Raw genomic sequence first — 23,830 nt, forward strand, 5'->3', positions numbered from 1 at the left:
GCCATCGCCGGGTGGTCGATCCCGCTGCTGCTCATCGGCGGATGGGCATGGCGCTTCGGGCGAGGAGGCCGCCGACCGCGCCCAGGCCCGCGCCGATGACGGTCAGTGCGGGGATCAGCCCGTACGCCATCTGCACGACCTGGCGGTGCAGGAATGTCCGCATGTCGTCGCCACCGGCCGCAGCCAGCGCGGCGATCTTCTGCTCCTGCCGGCCGATGATGTCGACGTAGACGGTGTCCAGCACGGCGAACGTCGCGACGATCGACGCTCCGACGAGCAGCCCGGCCAGCGCGCCCGCGACGAGGGGCGCGTACCGGCCACTTGGGCGGCGACCCGCCTGCCAACCGGCCAGGCCGAGGACCCCCAGGACGGCGAGCCAGCCGACCAGCACGTTGAGCCCGTCGGTGTCCTTCGTCGTGGCGAAGGTGATGTTGCTGAGGTAGAAGACGACGGCGAGGATTGCGCCGACGGCCAGACCGTAGAGCATGCCGATACCGGCCGCGAACCGATACGAACGCAGCATGGCGACTCCAGAGTGCAGGTGCGCGTCGGCGGCGCCCCGGACGAGGTCGGCCACGATCCGATGGCGCGGCCGTCCGTCGGCCACCAACTGCGTGACCAGATCGCCGAGTTCGGCGCCGTAGCGGTCGCGCCATCGGCGGGGATACAAACGCAGCAGCAGCCGGATCACGCGTATGCCTCCAACCGCCGCAACCCGCGGCGAGCCACGGACTGGGCATGCTCCAGGTACGCCTTCAGCGCGGCCGCGCCGTCAGTCGTGATGCGGTATGGCCGTCGGCGATCCTCGGCGGGCAGCCCCTGGATCAGTCCACGGTGCTCCAGCCGGCTCAATGCGCCGTAGAGGGTGCCCGGCCCCAAGGTGATCCCGGCGAACTCGGCGACGTCCTGGATCAGCGCGTAGCCGTGCTTCGGCCCTTCCGCCAGGCTGGTCAGGATGAGGACCGCCGGGTCGGCGAACCGTCCGAGGCCGCTCAACTCCGTCACCGAAGTCACCTCATTACGTCGGGCGTTATATCGTGCGACGTAATACTAGGACCCGGCTGTCCGCGAACGCAACGGCGGCGTTCACGCTGTGCGTGTGGACCGGCAGCCGGCTAGACGCAGGTCTGGTCGGCGCTGCGCGGATCGTCGACGCGCCGGCTGCGGTAGATCTCGCCGCGGTTGGCCTCGGCGCGCCACGGTCGAGCGCGCTTCATCGCCATCTCGACCGCCGGAGCGTCGCGATCCAGCGTCACGACGGCGGGCACGTCCGCCGACGCCACCGAGACGAGGTGGCCGCCGTCGGGACCGTAGATCGCCGAGCGCATCAGATCGGCGCTCTGCCCCGGAACGGACAGGCTCAGCCAGTAATTGTTGATCGCGGCGTACGCCTGCGCCTTGATCTGGAAGATCGAGTCGACCGGCCAGGCCGACAGCAGCAGGCAGTCCACCCCGAGGCGCTCGTACTCCGAGAACAGGTGCGGAAAGTTGATCTCCACGCAGATCATGCACCCGAACCGGTAGCCGTCGACGTCGAACACCACCGGCTCGAACCCGGGACTGTAGAACCGGGTGATCTCGGTGTTCGAGCAGAAGCGCTTGTCATACCGGGCGACGACGCGTCCCTCGTCCGAGATCACGTAGAGGCTGTTGTGCGGCCGATGCGGGGCGGTCAGCGGGTGCGCCGAGCCCAGCACCACCCACATTCGCAGCTCCGCCGCCAGCGCTGCGACCTCGCCGACCTCCTCCTGAGCCATCGGCCAGTCGACGTCGTCCCAGTCGGCGATCTGCTCCTTGGCGTACCCGGACAGGAAACCCTCGGGGAAGTGGATCAGCCGGACCCCCTCCGCGGCGGCGGCGCGCATCAGCTCGCGGGCCAGGCGACCGTTCGCGCGCGGGTCGGCGCTGCCGGCGGGTTGAGTCGTGGCGATCCGCAACGTCATCCCGGAATCCTGCCACGCTCGCTGGGCGCGCGATCCGGTTCGGCGGTTCGGTTTCTCCCCGTGCACCGGGCGGCCGACCGACGCTGACGACTCCGTGGTCCAACGGGGCGGGCCGGGTGTCCCTCGACGCCACCCGGCGAACTGTGAGGAAAGGTCTCCTAGCTGCTGTTTCAACTCCCAACGTGCCTCGTCGGCGGCGGCCGCGAAGGTCCCGATTCATCGACAATTGTTGGGGACTTCATCGGCGCCGACGAAAGGCTGACCTCTCATGCAAAGGAAGCAGACGCTGCTGTTCGGCGTCGTCATGGCCATCGTGACGACGCTGAACTTCATTCCGGGCACCTCCGTCGTCCGCGACGGCACCAAGCTGCTGTTCGGCATCTTCCAGGTCGGCCCGGGCCTGGAGGTGCTGCACTACGCCATGGCCGCCGCGCTGATCCTGTTCGGTCTGCTCGCCCGCAGTACGCGGGGCGTACTGGTCACGACGGGCACGATCTTCGGGCTCGCCGCGATCATCGGCTGGATCTCCGGCGATCACGTGTTCGGCCTGATGGACGTCAACGTCGCCGACAACGCCTTGCACACGTTCTTCGCGCTCTTCCTGTTCACCCTCGCATTCGCGCTGCGCGACGCACCCCGCGTGCCCGTCGCGGTCCGCGGGTGACCACCCCTGCCGTGGGCCGGTGGGCGACCGCCGGCCCGCGGGCGAGGCTGCTCGCGGTGAGCGATCTGCACGTCGGGTACGCCGAGAACTGGGCACTGGTGCGGCAGCTGCGGCCGTCGTCCGACGAGGACTGGCTGCTGGTCGCCGGAGACGTCGCCGAGCGGCCCAGTGATCTCGAAGCGGTGCTCGGGATGCTGGCCGGCCGGTTCGCCAAGGTCGTCTGGGTGCCGGGCAACCACGAGTTGTGGTGCCGCAGGAACGATCCCGTGCAACTGCGGGGCGAGCAGCGGTACCGCTTCCTCGTCGACCTCTGCCGGACGCTGGGCGTCGTGACGCCGGAGGACGAGTACCCGATCTTCGAGGGCGAGGACGGGCCGGTCCGGATCGTTCCGCTGTTCCTGCTGTACGACTACACGTTCCGGCCGGAGGGCACGACCGCCGCGCAGGCACTGGCCGCGGCGTACGCCAGTGGGGTGGTCTGCTCCGACGAGTTCTTCCTCGATCCCGAGCCGTACGCCGGGCGCGCCGCCTGGTGCGCCGAGCGGGTCCGGCTGACCGAAGGCCGGCTGGCCGCCCTCGACGACACCCCGATGATCCTGGTCAACCACTTCCCGCTGGTGCGGCAGCCCACCGACGTCCTGCGGTACCCGGTGTTCGCCCAATGGTGCGGCACCGTGCGGACGGCGGACTGGCATCGGCGGTTCCCCGTACGCGCCGTCGTCTACGGCCATCTGCACATTCCCCGCCGGGATCTGTTCGACGGCGTGCCCTTCGAGGAGGTGTCGCTCGGCTATCCGCGTGAGTGGCAGGTCCGGGGGCTCCCGCACGGGTTGCTCCGGGACGTGCTCGCGCCGCATCCCGCGCGTACGCCGTGATCGAGCGGATTCTGCCGCCGGACGTCGTCGCCGTGGAAGCCGTCGTCGACACCGTCGCCCAGCCGCATCCCGACGAGGCCGCTCTCGTGGCCCGAGCGGTGCCGAGAAGGCGGCAGGAGTTCGTCACGACTCGGCGGTGTGCGCGGCAGGCGCTGGCCCGGCTCGGCTGCCCGCCGGTCGCGATCGGCACCGGTCCCCGCGGCGAACCGCTGTGGCCGGACGGCGTCGTGGGGAGTCTGACGCACTGCGCCGGATATCGAGCCGCCGTCGTCGCTCGGGCTGTCCGCGTATCAGCTGTCGGCATCGACGCCGAGCCGAACGAACCGCTCGCCCCCGGTGTGCTGGACGCGGTGTCCTCCTCAGCGGAACGCGCGGACCTCGCGCGGTACGCGGGCGTGTGCGTGGACCGGTTGTTGTTCAGCGCGAAGGAGAGCGTCTACAAGGCGTGGTTCCCCGCCGTCGGCACCTTCCTGGACTTCGGGCAGGCGAGTCTGCGGTTCACCGCGGACGGCGCGTTCACGGCGGAGCTGGCGGTGTCCGCGCCCGAGCGGGAGGCGAGCCGGGCGATCTGGGCGGACGGGCGGCCACGCGGGCGGTGGATGGTAGCGGGTGGACTGGTGCTGACCGCGGTCGTGGCCGGCGGACACGCGACAACTCCGCACTTTTGAAGACGCCGCGCGACATCGCCGTCTGTCTACATTCGATACATGAGTGCGATCGTGTCGCCCGGCCAATGGAGCGCGGTCCGGGCCGCCTATGACGCCGCGGGGCAACGCTTCCTCGATCTCGCGGCCACCGTGCCGCCGCAGGCCATGGCCACAAAAGACTGGTCGGTCGCCGACACGGTGGCGCACCTGATGACGCTGTCGCGGATGGCGGTCGACGTCGCGCGGCGGCAGCCGAACCGGGCCGAGCTGATCGCCGCGACCACGGTCGACACGGTCGCCGGGCTCAACGACGCGCTGATGGGCGACTTCGCGACGCGCGATGTCCCGGTGCTGCTCAAGCAGATCCGAGCGGAGATGGACGAGCTGTTGCGGGTGACCGCCGACGCCACGCCGACCGACACTGTGGCGTGGCTGGGCGGCAGCCGGCTCTCGATCGCCGCCGTGCACGCGCACATGATGAACGAGTTCCACATCCACGGCCGTGACGTCGCGCTCGCCACCGGTACGCCGTGGGCGGTGCCGCCGGCGGAGGCGGTGCTGTTCTTCGACCTCTTCATGATCGGCATCGTCCGCACGGGATACGGGATCCTGCTGGAAAACGGCATCGCCCCGCCCAGCGGCCGGGTCGCCGTGCAGTTCCGGTCGAAGTACTCGCAGCCGGTCACGATGGTGGTCACCGACGGCGTGGTCTCGATCGAGGATCCGGGCTGGGACGTCGACGTCCACGTGCGCTTCGATCCGGCGACCCTCAACCAGATCATGTTCGGCCGGGTCACCAAGGTACGCGCCGCGCTCACCGGGAAGATCCAGGTCTGGGGCCGGCGGCCCTGGCTGCTGCTGCCGTTCCTGACCTATGTGCACATGCCGTCCTGATTGGAGCGGATCTGTCCGTTGCCTCCCCTCCGGCTGACCCGTTGACCAGGGTGCCGGAGTGAGGACGCTGGGTGCGTCCCGCCGGTGTTGTCGTTTTCCAACCCCGGAGGAGGATCACCATGCCGAACGAAGACATCTGGCTCACGGTCGCGACGGACGTCATCGGCGGCGGCAAGCTGGACCTGATCGACGAGTTGTTCGCCAGCGACTTCGTGGAGCACCTGCCGCAGCCGCCCGGCATGCCCACCGGCCGGGACGGGTTCCGCCTGTTCTGCTCGCAACTGCACCAGGCGTTCCCCGACCTGAACCTCGACGTGGTGCACAAGTTCGACTCCGACGACAAGCACATCGGGCACGTGCGGCTGTCGGGCACGATGACCGGCGAGTTCTTCGGCATGCCGCCGGCGAACAAGGCCGCCACCTGGGAGGAGATGCACATCGTCCGGGTGGACGGCGGTCAGGTCAAGGAGCACTGGGGCGTCGTCGACCAGTTCGGGATGCTTCAGCAGCTCGGGTTCGTGCCCGCCCCCGGCGGGCACTGATCCGGACGCCTGCCGGGCCGCGGGCGCTCGAGCTGCTTGCCAGACGCTACGCCGCTGAGGGCCGGGCCGGCGGCCCTCAGCGTACGGTCACCGGATCGACCGGTCGGGACGGCGCATCCGCTGCTGCCCGATCCGTTCGAGGGCGGCGGTGCGTACGTCGAGCAGCGCCATGAGTACTGGTGGGTCCATCGACCCCATCGAGCGCAGCTGGACCTCGACGCCTTCGATGGACGCCTCCTGGCGTACGGCGACGGGGCCGAGCGTGGCGGCGGCGAGCTGGTCAGCGCCGGGGGTGCCCGGCCGGGCCGTCTCGGTTCCGGCCGGCACAGAGTGCACCAGCAGGTACCACATGCCCGGTGGCACCTTCTCCAGCAGGAACGGCCCGGCGCCCGCCAGCACCGTGCAGCTGACCGGCCGGCCTTCGGGGATGCGGTCGCGGAACAACCCCGCGAAGATCAGCTCGTCGCGCTCCGGGGTCGCCGAACGGATGACGCCACGCAGGGATCCGGTCGCGACTCCGACGGCGTGGTTGGGACAGGTCGTCTCGATGTACGGCGTGACGCCCTGTTGCCGGCGATAAGTGGTGGGGGACAGGCCGACGCTGCGGGTGAAGCGGGTGCTGAAGGTGCCGACGCTGGTGTAGCCGACGCGCAGGCTGATGTCCGCGATGTTGTACGAGGTGGACACCAGCAACTGCTTGGCCCGCTGCAGACGCAGCGCCGACAGGAACCGGCCGGGCGACAGCCCGGTCACCCGCTGGAAGATGCGGGAGAAGTGGAACTTGCTGAACATGGCGACCTTGGCCATGTCGTCGATGGTCAGCTGTTCGTCCAAATTGTCGCGCATCACCGCGATCACCCGTTCGACGGCTCTTTCCGCCGCATTATCCATGACGCCTCCTTGGCCTTTTAGGCATCCCGACGTGCGGTACCCGTGTACCGGAAACGGAGCGTCCAGAACCAATTCACCGGCGATTTCCCAGCCGCTCCCACCACGGCTGGACAACGCCATTGAAGGCTCTTCCGAGGTCTTATTCCCACCTCTGTTCCGTGTGTCCCCCCGGTAGTGCGCAAAGGTGACCGCAGTTAACCTGCGAGTAGCTTTCGGATCCCGATCGCCGCTCCGCCATCGGTCCAGTGATGGAACCAGATGTTACGGAGCGCGGGCGCGCTTAAGCAACGAGTCAGTGCTACACAGTGGTACGGATGTCCCGTATCATGGGATGAATCGGTGCGGTACTGCTCTGAACTGCTCACTCATGCCTGGTCGTTTGCTCCGCTCTGGAAAGTGAGCAACATTTTGGAGAGGGGATAGCGGGTATCGCAGTTATCCGTTTTCGTCACGCATCGCATCGGCGAATGGGGACAGGCTCCGCTGAATAGACCATTGTGGCTGGTCGGGAGCGCTCCATTCGCCACGCTGAGTGATCCGCGCAAGATGCATATTGCGAATGTGTTGCGACCGGGATCCACCGACCGCCGGGCGCGCCGCAAAAGCGCCTTCTCGCGGTTGCCCGCGGGCGCGATCCGTGCTCTATTCGGCGGACGAGTCCGCCGCCGCTCACATCTCCAGACCGGACGAACCCATGACCGGCCGCACCTCCACGCCGGCCGTGTACGCGTCGGGAAACCACCCCGCGATCTCCGCCGCCCGATCCCGCGACTCGCAGTCGACCACGACGAAGGCGACCAGATGCTCCAGCCCCTGCGGGAACGGGCCCTCCACCGCGGCGAGCACGCCGTCGTGGAGCCGGATCGTCGACGCGGTGACCGGATCGGCCAGCGCGCGGGCGTCGATCAGCTCACCCGACTCCGCGATCTCGCGCAGCAGCGGATCGAACTCGCCGATCCGGCCGTCCCCGGGATTGCCGTAGATCATGATCACGTACTTCACCGCGCTCCCTCCGGTCCGGCCACTCGCGTGAAGTCCTCCCGTAGATAAGTCGGAGCCGGGCGGCCGATCTCGACATCCGCCGCCGGTCCGGTTTGCGAACCCTTGCGCATTCGCGAAGAAGAGCACCCGCGTCAAGCCGCCTACGCTGGCGGCGAACGAGGGAGACGTCGATGAATCAACCCACGCGGCCGCGCCGCGGCCTGCGCGCGATGGCGGATCTGGCCACCCCGATGGCGCTCCGCGTCGCCGCCACGTTGCGGCTCGCCGACCACGTCGCGGCGGGGCGGCGTACGCCGGAGGCCATCGCCACGGCGTGCGGAGTCCACTCCGGCGCCCTCGACCGGCTGCTACGCCACCTCGTCACCATCGGACTGTTCACCCGGGACGGAAGCGGGGCGTACGCCACTACCGAACTCGGCGACCAGCTGCGCGACGACCACCCGGCCGGGCGACGCAAATGGCTGGACATCACCGGTGCGGTCGGCCGCGGCGACCTGAGCTTCGTCGACCTCGCGTACTCGATCCGGACCGGCGAACCGGCGTACCCGGTCCGCTACGGCACGCCCTTCTGGGACGACCTGGCCGCCGACCCGGCCCTGTCGGGCACCTTCGACGAGCTCATGGACCACCACATCGACCTCGACGACGACGGCGTCGCCGAGGCGTACCCGTGGGCGGACCTGGGGCATGTGGTCGACGTCGGCGGCGGCAACGGCAAACTCCTGAGCACGCTGCTGACCCGCCACGGCGGGCTGCGCGGCACCCTCGTCGACCTGCCCGGCCCCGCCGAGCGCGCGCGCAAGACACTGCACGATCACGGCCTCGCCGACCGCGCCGAGGTACGCCCCGGCAGCTTCTTCGATCCGTTGCCACCGGGAGCGGGCGGTTACATCCTCTCGGCGATCATCCACGACTGGGACGACGATTCGGCCGCCGCCGTTCTCCGCCGGTGTGCCGAGGCCGCCACGCTTTCGGCTGCCGCGCCCGGTGTCGTGCTCGTCATCGAGGCGGTGGGCGCCGACGGCGAAACCCCGGACACGGCGATGGACCTGCGGATGCTCACCTACTACGGCGGCGCGGAACGAGGCGTCACCGCGATCGGCGCGCTCGCCGGCCGGGCCGGACTGGCCGTGCGGCGAGTATGGCCGGTGGAACGCGGCTCGTTCATGTCGATTGTGGAGCTCGGCGTTCGCTGACCCGCTCACGCGGACCCCGCGTTTCCCGGGCCGCGCCCGTTTCCCGGGCCGGGCGCGCGTTTTCCCGGGATAACGTGGTTGTGCGGGCGCCGTAAGCCGCGTTATCCCTGGAAGACGTGGACGGGCGGGCCCGTGGTCGCCTCGCAGGCGGGCGGGCCCGTGGTCGCGGGCTATCCGGTGAGGCGGCGGGCGACGTCGGCCCGCAGGGCCTTCTTGTCCACTTTGCCCACTCCGGTCAGCGGCAAGGCGTCCACCACGATCAACCGCTGGGGCAGCTTGAACTTGGCCGCGCCCGCGTCCAGCATCACCGCGTGGATCTCGGCCAGCTGGACGGGCTGCCCGGCGACGGGGACGACGTAGAGACAGACGACCTCGCCGTACTCCGGATCGGGCAGGGCCACCGCGGCGGCTTCGCGTACGGCTGGGACTTCACGCGCGAAGGACTCCACCTCTTCGGCGCTGATCTTCTCGCCGCCCCGGTTGATGAAGTCCTTCTCCCGGCCGACGACGAGGAGGTTCCCGTCCGGCCGGAGCTGGACGACGTCGCCCGTGACGTACCAGCCGTCGCGGAAGGAGCGCGCGTTCACCTCCGGCAGCCGGTAGTAGTTGCGGATCGTGTAGGGGCCACGGGTCAGCAGAATCCCTGGTTCACCGTCGGCCACCGGTACGCCGTCCTCGTCCACGATGAGCAGTTCGTCGTCCGGGCTGACCGGCCGTCCCTGCGTACCGAGGACGACTTCGGCCGGGTCGTCGAGCCGGGTCAGGCAGAGCAGCCCTTCGCCCATGCCGAAGACCTGCTGCAGCTCGCACCCCAGCTCCGGCTTGATCCGGCGGGCCACCTCGGGTGCGAGCCGGGCCGCGCCGACCTGCATGAACCGCAGTGAGCCGAGATCGTCGCCGGGGTGGGCCGCCCGGTGCTCCAGCCACCGGTGCACGATCGTCGGCACGACCGAGGTGGCGGTGACCCGTTCCCGTTCGATCAGCGGGAACGCCGTCTCCGGCGACGGCGAGCGGCCGATCACGACCCGGCCGCCGCTCAGCAGCGCGCCCAGGATGCCCGGCCCGGTGTTGACGAATCCGTGGCCCACCGGCAGCACCGCCAGGTAGACGGTGTCCGGCCCGAAGCGGCAGATCTCGGCCGCCCGCTTCATGAGGTAGCACAAGTCGTCGTTGGTCCGAGGGATCAGCTTCGGCAGACCCGTCGTCCCGCCGGACAGCAACAGGGTGACCACGGCGTCGCCGCCGGGTGGGGCCGCGTCGAACCGCTCCCCGACGCCGGGGTCGTCGGCCTCGGCGATCAGCTCCCGCAGACTCAGGTGCCCTGGCCAGACGTCGTCGCCGGCGACGATGACGTGCTGCGCCGTCCGGGCGGCGGCGACGGCCTTGGCCGCCAGCGCCTGATGGTCGAATCCCCGGTGCGTGTCCGGCACGACGACCGCACGAGCTTCGGTGTGCGCGAGGAGCCCGGAGATCTCGTGCTCCCGATGCTCGGTCAGCGCCCACACCGGCAGTGCGCCGAGCCGGAAACAGGCCACCGTGAAGACCACGAACTCCCAGCAGTTCGGCAACTGGATCAGGATCCGGTCGTCGGGGCGTACGCCGAGCGCCTGCAGCCGCTCGGCGGCGCCGTCGGCGCGCGACAGCAGCTCGCGGAAGGTCAGCCGGACCGAGCCGTCGACGAGGCAGACCGCGTCCGGCGTACGCCGAGCGGTGTCGGCGAGGTGAGAGCCGAGCGAACGGCCCTCCCAGTACCCCTTCGCGACATATCGAGCGGCGGCCTCGGCGGGCCAGGGCACGATCGCGTGACTGGTGGGGGTGACCGTTGGGTCGGGCATGGAGCGCTCCTGACGTCTCGGTGACCGCGAGAGCCCGGCGGGCGCCCGAGGTCGCCGGCGGAAAGACAAAGGCGTGGCGAAGCACGGCCACGAGGGGATTGTCGACGTATTCGAATGCGCCCGGCATCTTCCAGGGTGCGGTGTGCCGAATCGTGCTCGGAACTCGCTGGGAATGTTCGTTTCGGCGTACGGCAGTCATCCTCGCCGCTATCCATTCGGCGGCGCTCCCACGGAGCCGCCCCGGACGGATACGACACGTTGAGAGATGCCCGCACCGGCGGGAACGCGCCAACCTGCTGGAGTGCGGTCGTGCCGTCCATGCCCGCGCGCCGAGAACTCAGCGGATCTGAGAAGGAGCGAGGACTTGAACGAGAATGCGGCATCCAACGAGGCCATCGCCATTGTCGGAATGAGTTGCCGGTTCGCCCCGGACTTGAACTCTCCCGAGAAGTTCTGGGAGTTTCTCGCCGCGGGCCGGAGCTCGGTCCGGGAGATGCCGGAGAAGCGGTGGAAGCCCTATGCGGCCACCAGCCCGCAGGCGACCGCCATCATGCGCGAGACCACCCTGCTCGGCTCGTTCCTCGACGACATCGAGGGATTCGACGCCGACTTCTTCGGCATCTCGCCGCGTGAGGCCGACTATCTCGACCCTCAGCAGCGGTTCATGCTGGAGATGTCGTGGGAGGCGCTGGTCGACGCCGGCATCGCCCCCATGTCGTTGCGGGGCACCGACGCGGGCGTGTTCATCGCCGCGAACTCCAACGACTACGGCCGACGGCTGCTGGAGGACATGCCCACGACCGGCGCCTACGCCGTCAACGGCACGACCTACTACGGCATCGCCAACCGCGTCTCCTACTTCCTCGACCTGCACGGCCCCAGCCTCGCGGTCGACACCGCCTGCGCGGGGTCGCTGACCGCCCTGCACCTGGCGGTGCAGAGTCTGCGCGACGGCGAGACGCCGGTCGCGATCGTCGGCGGGCTCAACCTGATGGCCACGCCCGCCCTCAACGTCGCGCTCGAGGCCACCGGCGCGCTCGCGCCCGACGGGCGCAGCAAGGCGTTCGACGCCGAGGCGAACGGTTACGGCCGCGGCGAGGGCGCCGGCGTCGTCGTGCTCAAGCGTCTCTCCGACGCGGTACGCGACCAGGACCCGATCCAGGCGGTGATCCGGGGCACCGGGGTGTTCCAGGACGGCCGGTCCGACGGGATGATGGCGCCGAACGCCGACGCCCAGGCGCACATGCTGCGTACGGTGTATGACCGGGCCGGGATCGATCCGGCCACTGTGGACTACGTCGAGGCGCACGGCACCGGTACGCCGACCGGCGACGGCAAGGAGATCGAGGCGCTCGCGCAGGTCTTCGGCGCGGTGCGTACGCCGGGCGACGCCTGCCTGATCGGCTCGGTCAAGCCCAACATCGGCCACGTCGAGGGCGGGTCCGGCATCGCCGGCGTCATCAAGACGGTGCTGGCGTTGCGGCACGAACAGCTGCCGCCGAGTCTGCACAGCGAACCGAATCCGGCCGTCGACTGGGCGGGCGCCCGGCTGCGGCTGGTCGAACCGGGGACCACCTGGCCGGCCGCCGAAGGGCGTACGCGTCGAGCCGGCGTCTCCAGCTACGGCGTCGGCGGCACCATCGCGCACCTGATCCTCGAGGAGGGCCCGGCGCCGATCGTCACGGAGGTCGCGGCCGACACCGGCCGGCCCGGCGTCTTCCCGGTCTCGGCGATGTCCGAGGCGGGCACGCTCGCCCTGGCCGACGCGGTGGCGACCTGGGTCGGCGAGCACCCGCAGACCGCGGTGGCGTCCGCTGGGCATACCCTCACCCAGCGGCGGTCGCACCTGCCGCAGCGGGCCGCCGTGGTGGCCCGGTCCGCCACGGAACTCGGCGAGCGGATGCGGGCCGTGGCGGACGGCGTATCCCTGCCGGGCACCGCCAAGGGCCGGGTCGTCTCCGGTGACACCGGCGTGGTGTGGGTCTTCTCGGGCCACGGCGCCCAGTGGTCGGGCATGGGCCGGCAGCTGTTGACCCAGGAACCGGCGTTCGCCGCGATGATCGACCGGCTGGCCGGAGTGTTCGGCGCCGAACTCGGCTGGACGCCGCGCGAGGCGATCGAGGCCGGTGGCCCGTGGACGGCCGCCCACGTCCAGGCACTGACCTTCGCGATGCAGGTGGCCCTGGCCGAAGTGTGGCGGGAGAAGGGCCTCGAGCCGGCCGCCGTCATCGGGCACTCGGTCGGCGAGATCGCGGCCGCCGTCGTGGCCGGGTCGCTGGACCTGCTCGACGCGGCCCGATTCGCCTGCCGCCGCGCCGCCGCCCTGCAGCGGTTGGAGGGCATGGGTCGCATGGCCATGGCCGGGCTTCCGTTCGCCGAGACGAGTCTGCGGCTCGCCGGTCGGGCCGACGTCGAGGCCGCCATCTCGGCGAGCCCGTCGTCGACGGTGATCTCCGGGGACAAGGCCGCGATCGAGGAACTGGTCGCCAAGTGGCGCGAGGACGGCGTCGCCATGTGGATGGTCGACACCGAGATCGCCTTCCACAGCCGCCACGTCGATCACGTGGTGTCCGACGTCGCCGCGGCGGCGGCCGACCTGACGCCGCGCCCGGCCACGCTGCCGCTCTACTCGACGGCGCTGGTCGATCCGCGGTCGACCGCGGCCCGCGACAGCGACTACTGGGCGACGAACCTGCGCAACCCGGTCCGGTTCGCCGAAGCCGTCGAGGCGGCCATCGCCGACGGCCACCGGCTGTTCGTCGAGGTCTCCTCGCATCGGGTGGTGGCCCACTCGATCGGCGAGACGGCCCGCCATCTCGACTCCGACGACGTCACCGTGGTGGGCACGCTCACCCGCAACGCCGACGAACTCGACACCCTGCTGACCAACCTCGCGAAGATCTACTGCGCCGGCGCCGACGTCGACTGGTCCCGGCAGTATCCGGCCGGCGAGCTGCTGCCGATGCCGGGCGCGGTGTGGCAGCACCGTCCTTACTGGATCTTCCCGGAGACGCCGGCCAGCGCCCTCGGCGGCGGCCACGACCCGGCCCGCCACAGTCTGCTCGGCGGGCGGATGACCGTCAGCGGCTCGCCCACCCGGCAGGTCTGGCAGACCTACCTCGACGTGGCCAGCCGCCCTTACCCGCTCTTCCATGGCCTGGTGGGAGTCGAGGTGACGCCGGCCGCGTCCATCCTCAACACGTTCGCCGAAGCCGCCGGGGACAGCAGCAGCGCCTCGCTGAGCGACATCGTGCTGCGTACGCCGCTGGCCGTCGAACCACCGCGCGTCGTGCAGATCGTCCGCGAAGGCCGGAACCTGGCGCTGTCCACGCGGGTGGCCGCCGAGATGTCCGACTCCGACGACGAGTGGCTCACCCACACCACCGCCACCATCGACGTCGGCGTACCGCTGCCGTCGGGTCGCATCGACGTCGACGGGCTGCGTGCTCGCCTCGGCGAGGGCTCTCCGTCGCGGGTCGCCGAGATGTTCGAGCGCATGGGCGTCGGCGGGTACGCCTTCCCCTGGGACCTCGTCGAATTCAAGCGCGACGACGAGGAGCAGCTCGCCATCCTCGACATCGTGCCGCCCCCGGCGACCAGGGCGACGAGCTGGGCGCACCTGATCGACGGCGCGTTGACGATCAGCGCGGTCGTGGTCGCCCCCGGCGACGCCACCACCCTGTGGATGTCCAAGTCCATCGAACGCGTCGCGTTCAGCGGGGAGCCGCCGGCCCAGATCGTCGTGCACAGCAAGCGTTCCCCGCGTTCGCCCCACGACACCGTGGACGTCTGGGTCTCCGGGCTCGACGGCGAGATCATCGCCACCTGCGTCGGGCTGCGGTTCGCCGCGGTCGAGCACCTGGGCAGCGCCGTCCTGCCGCGCGAACTCGTGCACGAGATCGACTGGCGTACGCTGCCCGGCGGCGAGCGCAGCGAATCGGCGGAGTTGCAGAGCGCCGAGCTGCAGCAGGTCGTCCTCCTCGGCGACGCCCAGGTGGCGGCGGTGCTGGCGCAGCAGTTCGAGGCGTCCGGCGTACCGTGCGTGCAGCTCGGCTCCGACCCTGAGGCGCTCACCGCCGACCTGCTGACCCGGCGCGGGGCGGTCGTCGCGATCCCGCCGGTGGCCCGGCCGGGCGAACCGCTGGAGCAGGCCGCCGAGCGGTCCGCCTGGACCCTTGTCCGCACCGTCCAGCGTCTCGTCGCCGTCCGTGACGATTCGGCCGGAAGTATTGCGCCGCAACGCGTCTGGGCCGTGACTCGAGGCGTGCGCTCGGCGTCGCGCGAGCGGGCCGTCGCGCACGGCTCGGTCTGGGGCGTCTCGCGGATCATCGCCGGTGAGCACCCCGAGCTGTGGGGTGGCACGGCCGACGTCGACGACCTCGACCCGCGTGCCATCGCCGGACTGCTCGGATTGCTCCGGGAGTCGGCGGGCAAGGAGGACATCGTCTCGCTGACCCGCGACGGAGTCGTGCAGGCGCCGCGCCTGACCCGCATCGAGCGCAGCGCCGACGGCACGCCGTTGCAGTGCTCGCCGTCCGGCACGGTGCTCATCACCGGCGGCCTCGGAGCGCTGGGCCTGGAAGTCGCCCGCTGGCTGGTCGACCAGGGCGCCCGGCGGCTGCTGCTGACCAGCCGGCGTGGGCTGCCGCCGCGTACGGCGTGGGGGACCGCGACCGATCCGGTGGTCCGCCGCCAGATCGACGGAGTCCTCGCGCTGGAGGCCCTCGGGGTGACGGTGGCCGTCGCCGCTCTCGACATCACCGACGCCGACGCGGTCGCCGAGACGCTGACCCCTGGAAAGCTGGGCCTGCCGCCGATCCGGGGCATCGTCCACGCCGCCGGAGTCGTCAACGACGCCCTCGTGGACAAGGTGGACGTCGCCGGACTGCGGGAGGTGCTCGCGCCGAAGGCCAAGGGTGCGATGATCCTGCACCACCTCTTCCCGCCGGGCAGCCTCGACTTCTTCGTGCTGTTCTCCTCCTGTGGCCAGTTCGCCCGGCTCACCGGCCAGACGAGCTACGCGGCCGCGAACTCGTTCATGGACACGCTCGCGGCATATCGGAACTCCACCGGGCACACCGAGACGCGCAGCCTCGGCTGGACCGCGTGGGAGGGCATCGGCTTGTCCGCCGACATCGGCACCACGATGCTGGAGGGCAACTCGCGCGGACTCGCGGCGGTCACCGCCGCCGAGGCGTTCCAGGCGTGGTCGTTCGGCGACCGCTTCGCCGCCAGTTACCAGGCGATCCTGCGGGTGCTGCCGACCCCGGCCAACTCCCGCCCGCCGATGTTCCGGGACCTGGTGGTCAGCGAGGAGAGCACTGGCACGGCGTCCGGTCAGGGCTTCAGCCTCGACTTCACCGCCCTCAGCGCGGAGGAGGCCCAGCAGAAGATCCTCCTCGACGTACGCGAGCAGGTGGCGGCCGAGCTGAACCTGGATCCGGCGGATGTCGAGATCAAACGACCCCTCGTCGAACTCGGCGTGGACTCCGTCATGACCGTCGCCTTGCGCGTACGCCTTCAGCGCCGCTACGGGCTGGACCTGCCGCCGACGATCCTGTGGGCCAAGCCGACCGTTGCGGCGCTGTCCGACCACATCCTCGAAACCCTGCGGGGCTGAACCGGACAGGGAGGCCGATGATGGCCAACACCGACCGCGCCGCCGTCGCCGGGCTGGCCCAGCGCACCATCGCCGCCTGGTGCCGGCACGACGCCGACGCCTTCGCCGACCTGTTCGTCCCGGACGGCACCATGATCCTGCCCGGCGTCTACTGCTCGGGCCGGGAGGAGATCCGGGCGTACATGACGGCGGCGTTCGACGGGCCGCTGCGCGGGAGCCAGGTCACCGGGCAGCCGCTGCAGTTGAAGTTCCTGTGCGGCGACGTGGCGCTGCTGCTGACCGAAGGCGGCATCGTCGGCCCCGGCGACATCGAGGTCAAGGGCGACCTCGCCATCCGGGGCAGCTGGATCGCCGTACGCGACGAAGCCGAGTGGCGGCTGGCGGCGTACCAGAACAGTCCACGCTCGTAGCAGGCCTGCCGGGAGTGCGCCGCGACGGACCGCACTCCCGGCGGCTCGGGCAAGCCCTCCGGGGCACATGTCGAAATCCGGGCCGTGGTTCCGACTACCCAGATGAAGGTTCCGTTCAGGCAGCTCACATCGAGGAGTAGACGTGACCACGGCAAGTTCGAGCGCTAGCTCGGTGCACGACGCAGCTCAGCCGGCCGATCCGCGGCGCTGGAAGGCCCTCGGCCTGCTCGGTCTGCTCCAGTTCATGCTGGTGTTGGACATCACGATCGTCAATGTCGCCCTGCCGAAGATCGAGGACCGGCTCGGCTTCACCCAGTCCGGCTTGGCCTGGGTGGTCAGCGCGTACGTGCTGATGGCCGGCGGCTTCCTCATGCTCGGCGGGCGGCTGGCCGACCTGTTCGGCCGCCGTCGCCTGCTCGTCATCGGAGTCGTCCTGTTCGCGACGGCCTCGGCGGTCTGCGGCACCGCGATGGCGCCCGGCGTACTGGTCGCCGGCCGGTTCGGCCAGGGTCTCGGCGAGGCGCTCGCCGCACCCGCCGCGCTCGGCCTGATCGCCCTGCTGTTCACCGATCCGGTCGAGCGCACCAAGGCGCTGGGCATCTGGGGCGGGCTGACCGGCATCGGCGGCATCCTCGGCTACATCATCTCCGGCGTGCTCACCACCTGGGTGGAGTGGCGCTGGATCTTCTACATCAACGTCCCGATCGCGATCGTCGTCCTCGCGATCCTGCCCCGGCTGGTGTCGGAGAGCCGGATGGTCCGCGAGAAGGGCCAGCACGTGGACTTCACCGGCGCGGTCACCGCGACGGCCGGCCTGATCGCCATCGTCTACGGTCTGCTGCAGGCGGCCCAGCGGTCGTGGAGCGACGCGCAGGTGGCGATCCCGCTCATCGCGGGCGTTCTGCTGCTCGTCGTGACGGCGATCGTCGAGAGCCGCTCGAAGGCTCCGCTGATCCCGCTGCAGTTCTTCGCCAACCGCACCCGGACCGTCGCCAACGTGGTGGCCCTGCTGTTCATGGCGGCGTTCATCCCGTACACGTTCATGCTGACCCTGTTCGAGCAGCAGGTGCTGCACTTCTCGCCGATGCAGAGCGGGCTGTCCTACCTGCCGCTGGGCATCGGCATCGGCATGGGCATCGGCATCTCGACCGGGCTGACGCCCAAGGTCGGGGTCAAGGCGGTCGGCACCGTCGGCTTCCTGGTCTCGGGGGTCGGCCTGTTCCTCGCGAGCATGCTCGGCCCGGACACGGCGTACTGGGGCGGCATCCTGCCGGGCCTGCTGCTGTTCGGCGTGTTCTCCGGCGCGACCATGCCCGCGATGACCAACGCCGCACTGCACAACGTCACCGGTCAGGACTCCGGGCTCGCGTCCGGCGTGCAGACCACCATGCAGCAGGTCGGCAGCGCGCTCGGCCTGGCCACGCTGGTCACGCTCGCCGTCCGGTACGCCGCCGACCAGACCGCGGCGGGCAGCAGCGCGGCGTCGGCCATGGCCGACGGGTTCGCGCTGTCGTTCCGCATCGGCGCGATCCTGCTCGTCGTGTGTGGTCTGCTCGTGGCGCTCGTCATGGAGAAGGGCATCGCCACCGCGCCGCAGGGTCAGGAGCAGGGCCAAGGTCCAGCCCAGCCCGCTCAGCTCGCCACCGAGGCCGGCTGAGTCACCGAGCCGGCCAAGGCCGGCTGAGCGCGTCCGTCATCGTTCGACCGGTAAGGAGTCCACAGTGGGCAAGTCGTTCGTCGTCAGCTACCAGATGCGTCCCGAGACCGCGGACGAGAACCAGCGCCTCATCGAGGACGTGTTCGCGGAACTGGCCGGGGCGAGCCCCGACGGGCTGCGGTACGCCTCGTTCCGGCTCGCCGACGGCGTGACCTTCGTCCACGTGGGAACCGTCACGGACGAGGCCAACCCGCTGGCCGAGTCGGCCGCCTTCCGGGAGTTCCAGCGCGCGTTCGGTGACCGGGCGGCGACCCCGCCGAAGTTCGAGGACGCCCGGCTGCTGGGCGCGTACGGGTTCGACACATGACCGGCCTGGATCCCGGCGCCTCCCACACGGCGGCGCCGGGATCGAGGCTGTCCGAGGCGGTGCCGCCGGCCGAGGTGGCCCAGCTCGGTGACGCCCTGCGGACCGGGGCGGTCGACGTCGCCTCGGTCGCCGGGGACTTCGGCAATCGCGTACGCCGAGTGCCGTCGGCCGTGCTGCGGCCGCGTACGCCTGCCGACATCGCGACGGCGGTCAGGTTCGGGGCGCGACTGGGGATCCCGGTCGTACCCCGGGGCGCCGGGCACGCCGTCGACGGGCAGGCGCAGACCGGCCGGGGCGTCGTGGTGGACCTGACCGCGTTGGCCGACGTCGGCGTACCCGGATCGGATCGGATCTCGGTCGGCGCGGGCGCTCGATGGGGCGCCGTCCTCGACGCCACACTGCCCGCCGGACTGGTGCCACCGGTGTTGCCCGACTTCCTCGAACTCACCGTCGGCGGAACGATCTCCGCCGGGGGCGTCGGCGGCGCCAGCCACCACCACGGCAGTGTCAGCGACAACGTGCTCGACCTCGACGTGATCACCCCGGCCGGGGACCTCGTCACCTGCTCGCCCGACCGAGACGGGGAGCTGTTCGACCGCGTACGCGGGACGCAGGGCGAACACGGCATCATCGCGCGCGCGACATTGCGCCTGACCGCAGCGCCCGCCAGCGCCCGGCGCTACCTGCTCCGGTACGCCGACCTGGCCGCTTTCGTCGCCGACCAGCGGCGGCTGGCCGCTGAAGGCCGGTTCGCCCATGTTCTCGGTCAGATCGTGTTCGACGCGACCGGCCGGCTGAGCTTCGTCCTGGAAGCGGCCGCCACGTTCACGGCGTCGTCCGCGGCCGACGAGCCGGACGACGAGGCGCTGCTGCGCGACCTGCGCCTGCAGGGCATCGAGGCGATCCAGACCCTCGGCCTGCGGGATTTCCTCGGCCGCCTAGCGCCGCTGACGGCCCAGTTGCGGGCGACCGGCTCCTGGCAGGCCGATCCACATCCCCGGTGCAACGTGATGCTGCCCGGCGACGCGGTCGAGGCGATCGCGGGCGACGTCCTCGCCGGGCTTACGCCGGAACTGCTCGGGCCGGGCGGCAGCATTCTGTTCATCCCCATTCCGAGTGCCAAGACAGCGGCGCCGAATGTGCCCAAGGCGGCGGCCGATGCGTTGACTGTCCTGTTCGGAATCCAGCGCACGGCGCCCGCCGGGGAATGGGACCTCGTCGCGCGTATGCGAGCGGCCAATTCGGCCCTTTACACGGCGGCGGAAGCGGCCGGGGGGACGGCATACACGGCTCTTTCGGCGTACCACCGGATCCGCGCGCGGGGCGACCACGACGACGAGTGAGTGCCGCAGTCTCAGAGATGCGCTCCTACCTGCAGGAATGAACGATGGTAGATAGCCCGATCTCCTCGAGAAAGTGAGCACCGATGACCGCAACCACCACTCCCGCCGCGCCGCCCTCGGCCCAGGACCAGATGGCCATCGCGGCCGTGCCCGCCAAGCTGATCGCGGCCTGGGCGGCCCAGGACGCCGCGGCCTTCGCGGACCTGTTCACCGACGACGGCACGATGATGCTGCCCGGCGTCTACCAGAAGGGCAAGGAGGCCATCCAGGAGTACATGGCGGGCGAGTACGCGGGCCGGTTCGCCGGCACCCGCGTCACCGGCCAGCCCCTGGAGATCAAGCCGCTGGCCGGCGGCGCCGTGGCGCTGCTGACCGAGGGCGGCGTGCTGGCGCCGGGCGAGACCCAGGTGTCGGCCGAGCGGGCCATCCGCGCCTCGTGGATCCTCGTCAAGCAGGGCGGCGACTGGAAGCTCGCGGTCTACCACAACTGCCAGCGCGACTGACCACGAGACAAAGGGGGAGGCGGTCCGATCGGACCGCCTCCCCCTTTGAGGACCCTCGATTACGCGGAGACCGTCACCGGCTTGCTGCTGGTACGCACACCGGTCGGCAGTCCGCCGACGTAGGTGACCGCGACCCCGCGTTCCTGCGCCGCCCGGACGATTCCCGGCATGGCGCGTTCGGCGAGCGCGGAGATGGTCAGCGCGGGGTTCACCGTCAGCGCGCCCGGCACCGCCGAGCCGTCGGTGACGAAGATCCCGGGATGCCCGCGCAGCTCGTGGCGGTCGTCCAGGGCGGAGGTCGCCGGATCGTCACCGATGCGGCAGGACGCCAGCGGATGCACCGTGTACGCCCCGACGAGGTCGTTCGTCCACGGCGCGGCCCGGCCGAGCCCGTCGCGTTCGACGATGTCCTTCACGTCCGCGTCGGACAGCTCCCAGCCCCGCCGGGTGCTGGCGGTCGGCTTGTACTGCAACGTGTTGTGGCCCAGCATCTGCTGCGAGAACCGGGTGGCCGCGCCGGTCTCCGGTGGCGGTCCGAAGACTCCCTCGTTGTCGTCCTCGGACATCGTGAAGATCGTCAGCCACGACTTCCAGCTCCGCAGCATCTCCTTCTTCGCCACCCCGAACCAGCTCGGCGACGGCTCGCCCGGCACCTGCGCCAGGATCGTGCCCAGGCCGGGTGGGAAGTAAAGCTGCTCCAGCGAGTACCGCTCGAACTCCGGCAGGCTGCCGTCGAGCTTGTCCCAGCACGCCACCACCGGACCTCGGCCGATCTGGTAGCCCTCGTAGGGAATCCCGTCCGCCCGAGTGAGACCCAGGACGTCCCGGATCTTGTCCTCGTCGAACAGGACGGTGTTCAGGCGTTCGCCGTTGCCGGAGAAGTAGCGGCCGACCGCGTGCGGCATCGTGCCGAGGGTGGCCTCCGACCGTTGCAGGATCACCGGCGTGGCCGCGGTGCCCGCCGCCAGCACGACGATCTTCGCGTCGATCTCGCCGCTGTCGTGGAGGACCCGGTAGTCCTCCTCGTCGACGATCCGGTAGTGCACGCGGTAACTGCCGTCGTCGTTGCGGGTCAGGTGCTGCACCTCGTGCAGCGGCCGGATCTGCGCACCGTGCTCCAGCGCGCCGGGCAGATAGTTCAGCAGCAGCGACCGCTTGGCGTCGAACTTGCAGCCGGCGTACATCCAGTTGCAGTTCGTGCACATCGACACGTCGACGGCGCTCGGCGCAGCGTTGGCCGTACGCCCGGCGTGGTCGCACGCGGCCCCCCAGAGGCCGCCGCCGTACGGGACCTTGTCCCAGCTCTGCTGGGTGACGGGCAGTGCCTGACTCACCCGGTCGTACCACGGGTCCAGGGCGGCCCGGGTGATCGCGGCCGGCCACATCCGCCGGCCCAGCCCGCCCCGCCGCTCGAACACGAACTCCGGCGCCCGCGGCATGGTCGCGAAGTACACGACGCTGCCGCCGCCGACACAGTTGCCGGCCAGCACGCTCATGCCGTCGCCGACGGTGAAGTCGAAGACCCGGGTGAACGACTTGCCCAGCATGAAGTCGTGATCGAACTCCTCGGCGGTCAGCCAGGGGCCGCGTTCCAGGACGACGACGCGGGCGCCCCCGGCGGCGAGGTGGTACGCCGCGATCGCGCCGCCGAACCCGCTGCCGATCACGACGACGTCGGTGCTCTCCGGTTTCGCTGAGCTCATGCTGGACTCCCGGTGGAGGTGGTGTTCGGGTGCGGCTTGGCCAGCTGCCGCCCGTAGGAGAACTGGGGGAACCGCCACACCCCGTCGGCCTCCGGCGCGGCGTACCCCATCAGGGTCAGGCCGGGATGCCCGGCGGCGAGGGCGTCGGTCGTGGTGAGGTGGGCCGCCGCGTCGAACGCCATGGTGGCGAACATCGCCAGGCCCACCCACATCGCCTTCTCGGCGTGGCCGGGCGCGGTGAGCCGGGTGACCAGGGCGGCCCGATGCTCGTAGGGCAGCGCCACGAAGGCGGGCAGGATCGGATCCAGCTGCAACGCCTGCTCGGCCGCGTACTGCCCGGCGTGCAGGTTCAGCATGAACATGAGCGAACCCAGCGAGTCGGCGAACCCGCCGGAGGGGTGCTCGAGCAGCTCGACGGCGCCGGCGGCGACGGCTCCGCCGCCTTCGGACACCCCGGCGATCGCCAGGTCGTCCGGGTGGCGTTTCTCGCCGGGCAGGATCGTGTCGGCGAACGCCTCCAGGGTCATCGTCCTGGCCTCGTCGGGTCCGGGGGGAGCGGGTGGCACGATGTCGCCTCCTTCGCGGGATAGGCATGCGTAGCGACATCGTGCGCGGGACCGGATACGCCCCGCATCTTCTGCAATGCGTTGCGGAGAGCTATTCGAGAGCGCATTCGAATAGCGCACCGACTTATTCTCTGAGCGTGATCATTGCGCCAGCCATGTCGTTTCGGGTGGCGAAATGTCCGTTGATACAGCATGGCTGACGCGATGATCATGCAGCCGGAGCTGTCAGCTTTCTTCCAGATTGCGGGACTTGCTCCCGATCATCCGTGGTATGCGTCGAAAGATTGTGATATAGCTATATCGACTGTCGGCGACGGCGCCGTCCGGCCAGGCCGAAACACTTCGCGACTTGCCCGCGGTCCATCCTGCGGTCTTCGATTGGTTGGGACAACATGAGAATGGTCAATCCGGGGTCCGGGACCGTCCGATGAAGATCTCCAGTCTCAGCCGCCGCAGCGGCGTCTCCGTCCCGACGATCAAGTTCTACCTTCGCGAGCAGCTGTTGCCGCCGGGTGCGCTGACCGCTCGCAATCAAGCCGAGTACGACGAGACGCACCTGAGCCGGCTGCGGTTGATCCGGCTGCTCACGGGCATCGGCATGATGAGCCTAGCCTCGGTCCGCGAGGTGCTCGCCGCGATCGACAGCAACTGCCTCTCGCCGCACGGTCTGGCGCAGGTGGTGAACCGGGCGCTCATGCCGGAGCATCCCGTGCTGTCGACCGACGCGAAGGCGCGGCTCGACGCAGCCGAACGGGTCGACCGGTTCCTCGACGAGATCGGCTGGGACGTCCAGCCCGAAACGCCCGAACGCGAGAACCTGGTCGCCGTGCTGAGCGCGTTGGCCGGCCTCGGCGTCGCCGACACCCCCGACGTCCTGCGCCCCTATGTCGAGGCCGCCGAACGGCTGGCGACCCGGGAGATCGACGCTCAGACGACCGCCGCCGGCGCGGCCGCCGTCGTCGCGCAGGTGGTCCTCTTCGAGGTGGCGTTCGCCGTCATGCGGCGCATGGCGTACACGCATTATCTGGGCGCGCGGGCCGAGCGGGACGCCGCCTGAGACCCGTCCATCGGGGTACTCCGAAATTGCCGAGGCCCGCCGACCTCGGGCGCAGCGCACGAATTGAGAAGACTTTTCCGCTCGACGGCCGCCACGATATCGAGAGTCGAGATCG

21 protein-coding genes are annotated in these 23,830 nt (G+C 70.4%); 13 read left to right on the forward strand and 8 right to left on the reverse strand.

Translation table 11 applies throughout. The features are described from left to right. Positions 1 to 31: 31 nt before the first annotated feature. The 3 genes from AB0H43_RS20750 to AB0H43_RS20760 form a co-directional block, all read right to left on the reverse strand. The gene (locus tag AB0H43_RS20750) at positions 32 to 691 is read right to left on the reverse strand and encodes a hypothetical protein (protein ID WP_360001289.1); all 660 of its coding nucleotides are present in this window, start codon (positions 689 to 691) and stop codon (positions 32 to 34) included. After that, on the reverse strand, positions 688 to 1,005 hold the full coding sequence (locus tag AB0H43_RS20755; protein ID WP_360001291.1) for a PadR family transcriptional regulator: 318 nt from the start codon (positions 1,003 to 1,005) through the stop codon (positions 688 to 690). The genes AB0H43_RS20750 and AB0H43_RS20755 overlap by 4 nt, the downstream gene beginning before the upstream one ends. A 110-nt stretch (positions 1,006 to 1,115) precedes the next feature. Then, positions 1,116 to 1,943, reverse strand: a complete 828-nt coding sequence (locus AB0H43_RS20760) for a carbon-nitrogen hydrolase family protein (protein ID WP_360001293.1) — start codon at positions 1,941 to 1,943, stop codon at positions 1,116 to 1,118. Between the two features lie 268 nt (positions 1,944 to 2,211). On the opposite strand from AB0H43_RS20760, the gene AB0H43_RS20765 reads away from it, so the two are divergent. The 5 genes from AB0H43_RS20765 to AB0H43_RS20785 all read left to right on the forward strand — a co-directional run bounded on the left by AB0H43_RS20765 (position 2,212) and on the right by AB0H43_RS20785 (position 5,565). Further along, on the forward strand, positions 2,212 to 2,607 hold the full coding sequence (locus AB0H43_RS20765; RefSeq protein ID WP_360001294.1) for a DUF4383 domain-containing protein: 396 nt from the start codon (positions 2,212 to 2,214) through the stop codon (positions 2,605 to 2,607). Then, entirely contained in the window at positions 2,604 to 3,482 is an 879-nt protein-coding gene (locus tag AB0H43_RS20770; protein ID WP_360001296.1) for a metallophosphoesterase, read from the forward strand. The genes AB0H43_RS20765 and AB0H43_RS20770 overlap by 4 nt, the downstream gene beginning before the upstream one ends. After that, positions 3,479 to 4,150, forward strand: coding sequence for a 4'-phosphopantetheinyl transferase superfamily protein (locus AB0H43_RS20775; protein ID WP_360001298.1), 672 nt, complete (start codon positions 3,479 to 3,481; stop codon positions 4,148 to 4,150). The genes AB0H43_RS20770 and AB0H43_RS20775 overlap by 4 nt, the downstream gene beginning before the upstream one ends. Before the next feature lie 39 nt (positions 4,151 to 4,189). Next, entirely contained in the window at positions 4,190 to 5,023 is an 834-nt protein-coding gene (locus tag AB0H43_RS20780) for a maleylpyruvate isomerase N-terminal domain-containing protein (RefSeq protein ID WP_360001299.1), read from the forward strand. A gap of 119 nt (positions 5,024 to 5,142) precedes the next feature. Beyond that, positions 5,143 to 5,565 carry an ester cyclase gene (locus AB0H43_RS20785; protein ID WP_360001301.1) on the forward strand — a complete coding sequence of 141 codons (423 nt, stop codon included), beginning with the start codon at positions 5,143 to 5,145 and terminating at the stop codon, positions 5,563 to 5,565. Between the two features lie 87 nt (positions 5,566 to 5,652). Here the strand turns inward: AB0H43_RS20785 and AB0H43_RS20790 are convergent, their stop codons facing one another. Next, a complete protein-coding gene (locus AB0H43_RS20790; protein ID WP_360001303.1) occupies positions 5,653 to 6,456 on the reverse strand; it encodes an AraC family transcriptional regulator in 804 nt (267 codons plus the stop codon). Positions 6,457 to 7,125: 669 nt separating this feature from the next. Next, positions 7,126 to 7,458: a YciI family protein gene (locus tag AB0H43_RS20795; protein ID WP_360001305.1), complete on the reverse strand. Its 333-nt coding sequence runs from the start codon at positions 7,456 to 7,458 to the stop codon at positions 7,126 to 7,128. Between the two features lie 170 nt (positions 7,459 to 7,628). Between AB0H43_RS20795 and AB0H43_RS20800 the strand changes: the two genes are divergently transcribed. After that, positions 7,629 to 8,654 carry a methyltransferase gene (locus AB0H43_RS20800; RefSeq protein WP_360001307.1) on the forward strand — a complete coding sequence of 342 codons (1,026 nt, stop codon included), beginning with the start codon at positions 7,629 to 7,631 and terminating at the stop codon, positions 8,652 to 8,654. A gap of 170 nt (positions 8,655 to 8,824) precedes the next feature. Here AB0H43_RS20800 and AB0H43_RS20805 read toward each other — a convergent pair whose 3' ends face one another. Beyond that, positions 8,825 to 10,489 carry an AMP-binding protein gene (locus tag AB0H43_RS20805; protein ID WP_360001309.1) on the reverse strand — a complete coding sequence of 555 codons (1,665 nt, stop codon included), beginning with the start codon at positions 10,487 to 10,489 and terminating at the stop codon, positions 8,825 to 8,827. Between the two features lie 364 nt (positions 10,490 to 10,853). Here AB0H43_RS20805 and AB0H43_RS20810 point away from each other — a divergent pair, with 364 nt between their 5' ends. From AB0H43_RS20810 to AB0H43_RS20835, 6 genes are all read left to right on the forward strand, one after another. Next, a complete protein-coding gene (locus tag AB0H43_RS20810) occupies positions 10,854 to 16,109 on the forward strand; it encodes a beta-ketoacyl synthase N-terminal-like domain-containing protein (RefSeq protein WP_360001311.1) in 5,256 nt (1,751 codons plus the stop codon). Between the two features lie 20 nt (positions 16,110 to 16,129). Beyond that, entirely contained in the window at positions 16,130 to 16,519 is a 390-nt protein-coding gene (locus AB0H43_RS20815; RefSeq protein WP_360001313.1) for an SgcJ/EcaC family oxidoreductase, read from the forward strand. A 142-nt stretch (positions 16,520 to 16,661) separates the two neighbouring features. Then, positions 16,662 to 18,176: an MFS transporter gene (locus tag AB0H43_RS20820; protein WP_360001315.1), complete on the forward strand. Its 1,515-nt coding sequence runs from the start codon at positions 16,662 to 16,664 to the stop codon at positions 18,174 to 18,176. A gap of 64 nt (positions 18,177 to 18,240) precedes the next feature. Beyond that, on the forward strand, positions 18,241 to 18,543 hold the full coding sequence (locus AB0H43_RS20825; protein WP_360001316.1) for a hypothetical protein: 303 nt from the start codon (positions 18,241 to 18,243) through the stop codon (positions 18,541 to 18,543). Next, entirely contained in the window at positions 18,540 to 19,886 is a 1,347-nt protein-coding gene (locus tag AB0H43_RS20830) for an FAD-binding protein (RefSeq protein WP_360001318.1), read from the forward strand. Before AB0H43_RS20825 ends, AB0H43_RS20830 begins: the two co-directional genes overlap by 4 nt. A gap of 83 nt (positions 19,887 to 19,969) precedes the next feature. Continuing rightward, positions 19,970 to 20,389 (forward strand): SgcJ/EcaC family oxidoreductase, encoded by a 420-nt coding sequence (locus AB0H43_RS20835; RefSeq protein WP_360001320.1) that lies wholly within the window; start codon positions 19,970 to 19,972, stop codon positions 20,387 to 20,389. Positions 20,390 to 20,448: 59 nt separating this feature from the next. Here AB0H43_RS20835 and AB0H43_RS20840 read toward each other — a convergent pair whose 3' ends face one another. Then, positions 20,449 to 22,092: a GMC family oxidoreductase gene (locus tag AB0H43_RS20840; RefSeq protein WP_360001322.1), complete on the reverse strand. Its 1,644-nt coding sequence runs from the start codon at positions 22,090 to 22,092 to the stop codon at positions 20,449 to 20,451. Further along, complete coding sequence (locus AB0H43_RS20845; RefSeq protein ID WP_360001682.1) at positions 22,089 to 22,619, reverse strand: DUF5987 family protein; 531 nt, start codon at positions 22,617 to 22,619, stop codon at positions 22,089 to 22,091. Before AB0H43_RS20845 ends, AB0H43_RS20840 begins: the two co-directional genes overlap by 4 nt. A 466-nt stretch (positions 22,620 to 23,085) precedes the next feature. Here AB0H43_RS20845 and AB0H43_RS20850 point away from each other — a divergent pair, with 466 nt between their 5' ends. After that, positions 23,086 to 23,715: a MerR family transcriptional regulator gene (locus tag AB0H43_RS20850; protein ID WP_360001324.1), complete on the forward strand. Its 630-nt coding sequence runs from the start codon at positions 23,086 to 23,088 to the stop codon at positions 23,713 to 23,715. Positions 23,716 to 23,830: the final 115 nt, after the last annotated feature.

The organism is Hamadaea sp. NPDC050747 (genome assembly GCF_040654195.1).
Lineage (GTDB): Bacteria > Actinomycetota > Actinomycetes > Mycobacteriales > Micromonosporaceae > Hamadaea.

Excerpts from the sequence above, each read along its gene's own strand:
- AB0H43_RS20785 (WP_360001301.1), top strand. The coding sequence starts at position 5,143 with ATGCCGAACGAAGACATCTGGCTCACGGTCGCGACGGACGTCATCGGC.
- AB0H43_RS20805 (WP_360001309.1), bottom strand. The coding sequence starts at position 10,489 with ATGCCCGACCCAACGGTCACCCCCACCAGTCACGCGATCGTGCCCTGG.
- AB0H43_RS20845 (WP_360001682.1), bottom strand. The coding sequence starts at position 22,619 with ATGACCCTGGAGGCGTTCGCCGACACGATCCTGCCCGGCGAGAAACGC.
- AB0H43_RS20765 (WP_360001294.1), top strand. The coding sequence starts at position 2,212 with ATGCAAAGGAAGCAGACGCTGCTGTTCGGCGTCGTCATGGCCATCGTG.
- AB0H43_RS20850 (WP_360001324.1), top strand. The coding sequence starts at position 23,086 with ATGAAGATCTCCAGTCTCAGCCGCCGCAGCGGCGTCTCCGTCCCGACG.
- AB0H43_RS20835 (WP_360001320.1), top strand. The coding sequence starts at position 19,970 with ATGACCGCAACCACCACTCCCGCCGCGCCGCCCTCGGCCCAGGACCAG.
- AB0H43_RS20830 (WP_360001318.1), top strand. The coding sequence starts at position 18,540 with ATGACCGGCCTGGATCCCGGCGCCTCCCACACGGCGGCGCCGGGATCG.
- AB0H43_RS20815 (WP_360001313.1), top strand. The coding sequence starts at position 16,130 with ATGGCCAACACCGACCGCGCCGCCGTCGCCGGGCTGGCCCAGCGCACC.
- AB0H43_RS20780 (WP_360001299.1), top strand. The coding sequence starts at position 4,190 with ATGAGTGCGATCGTGTCGCCCGGCCAATGGAGCGCGGTCCGGGCCGCC.
- AB0H43_RS20800 (WP_360001307.1), top strand. The coding sequence starts at position 7,629 with ATGAATCAACCCACGCGGCCGCGCCGCGGCCTGCGCGCGATGGCGGAT.
- AB0H43_RS20790 (WP_360001303.1), bottom strand. The coding sequence starts at position 6,456 with ATGGATAATGCGGCGGAAAGAGCCGTCGAACGGGTGATCGCGGTGATG.
- AB0H43_RS20840 (WP_360001322.1), bottom strand. The coding sequence starts at position 22,092 with ATGAGCTCAGCGAAACCGGAGAGCACCGACGTCGTCGTGATCGGCAGC.
- AB0H43_RS20760 (WP_360001293.1), bottom strand. The coding sequence starts at position 1,943 with ATGACGTTGCGGATCGCCACGACTCAACCCGCCGGCAGCGCCGACCCG.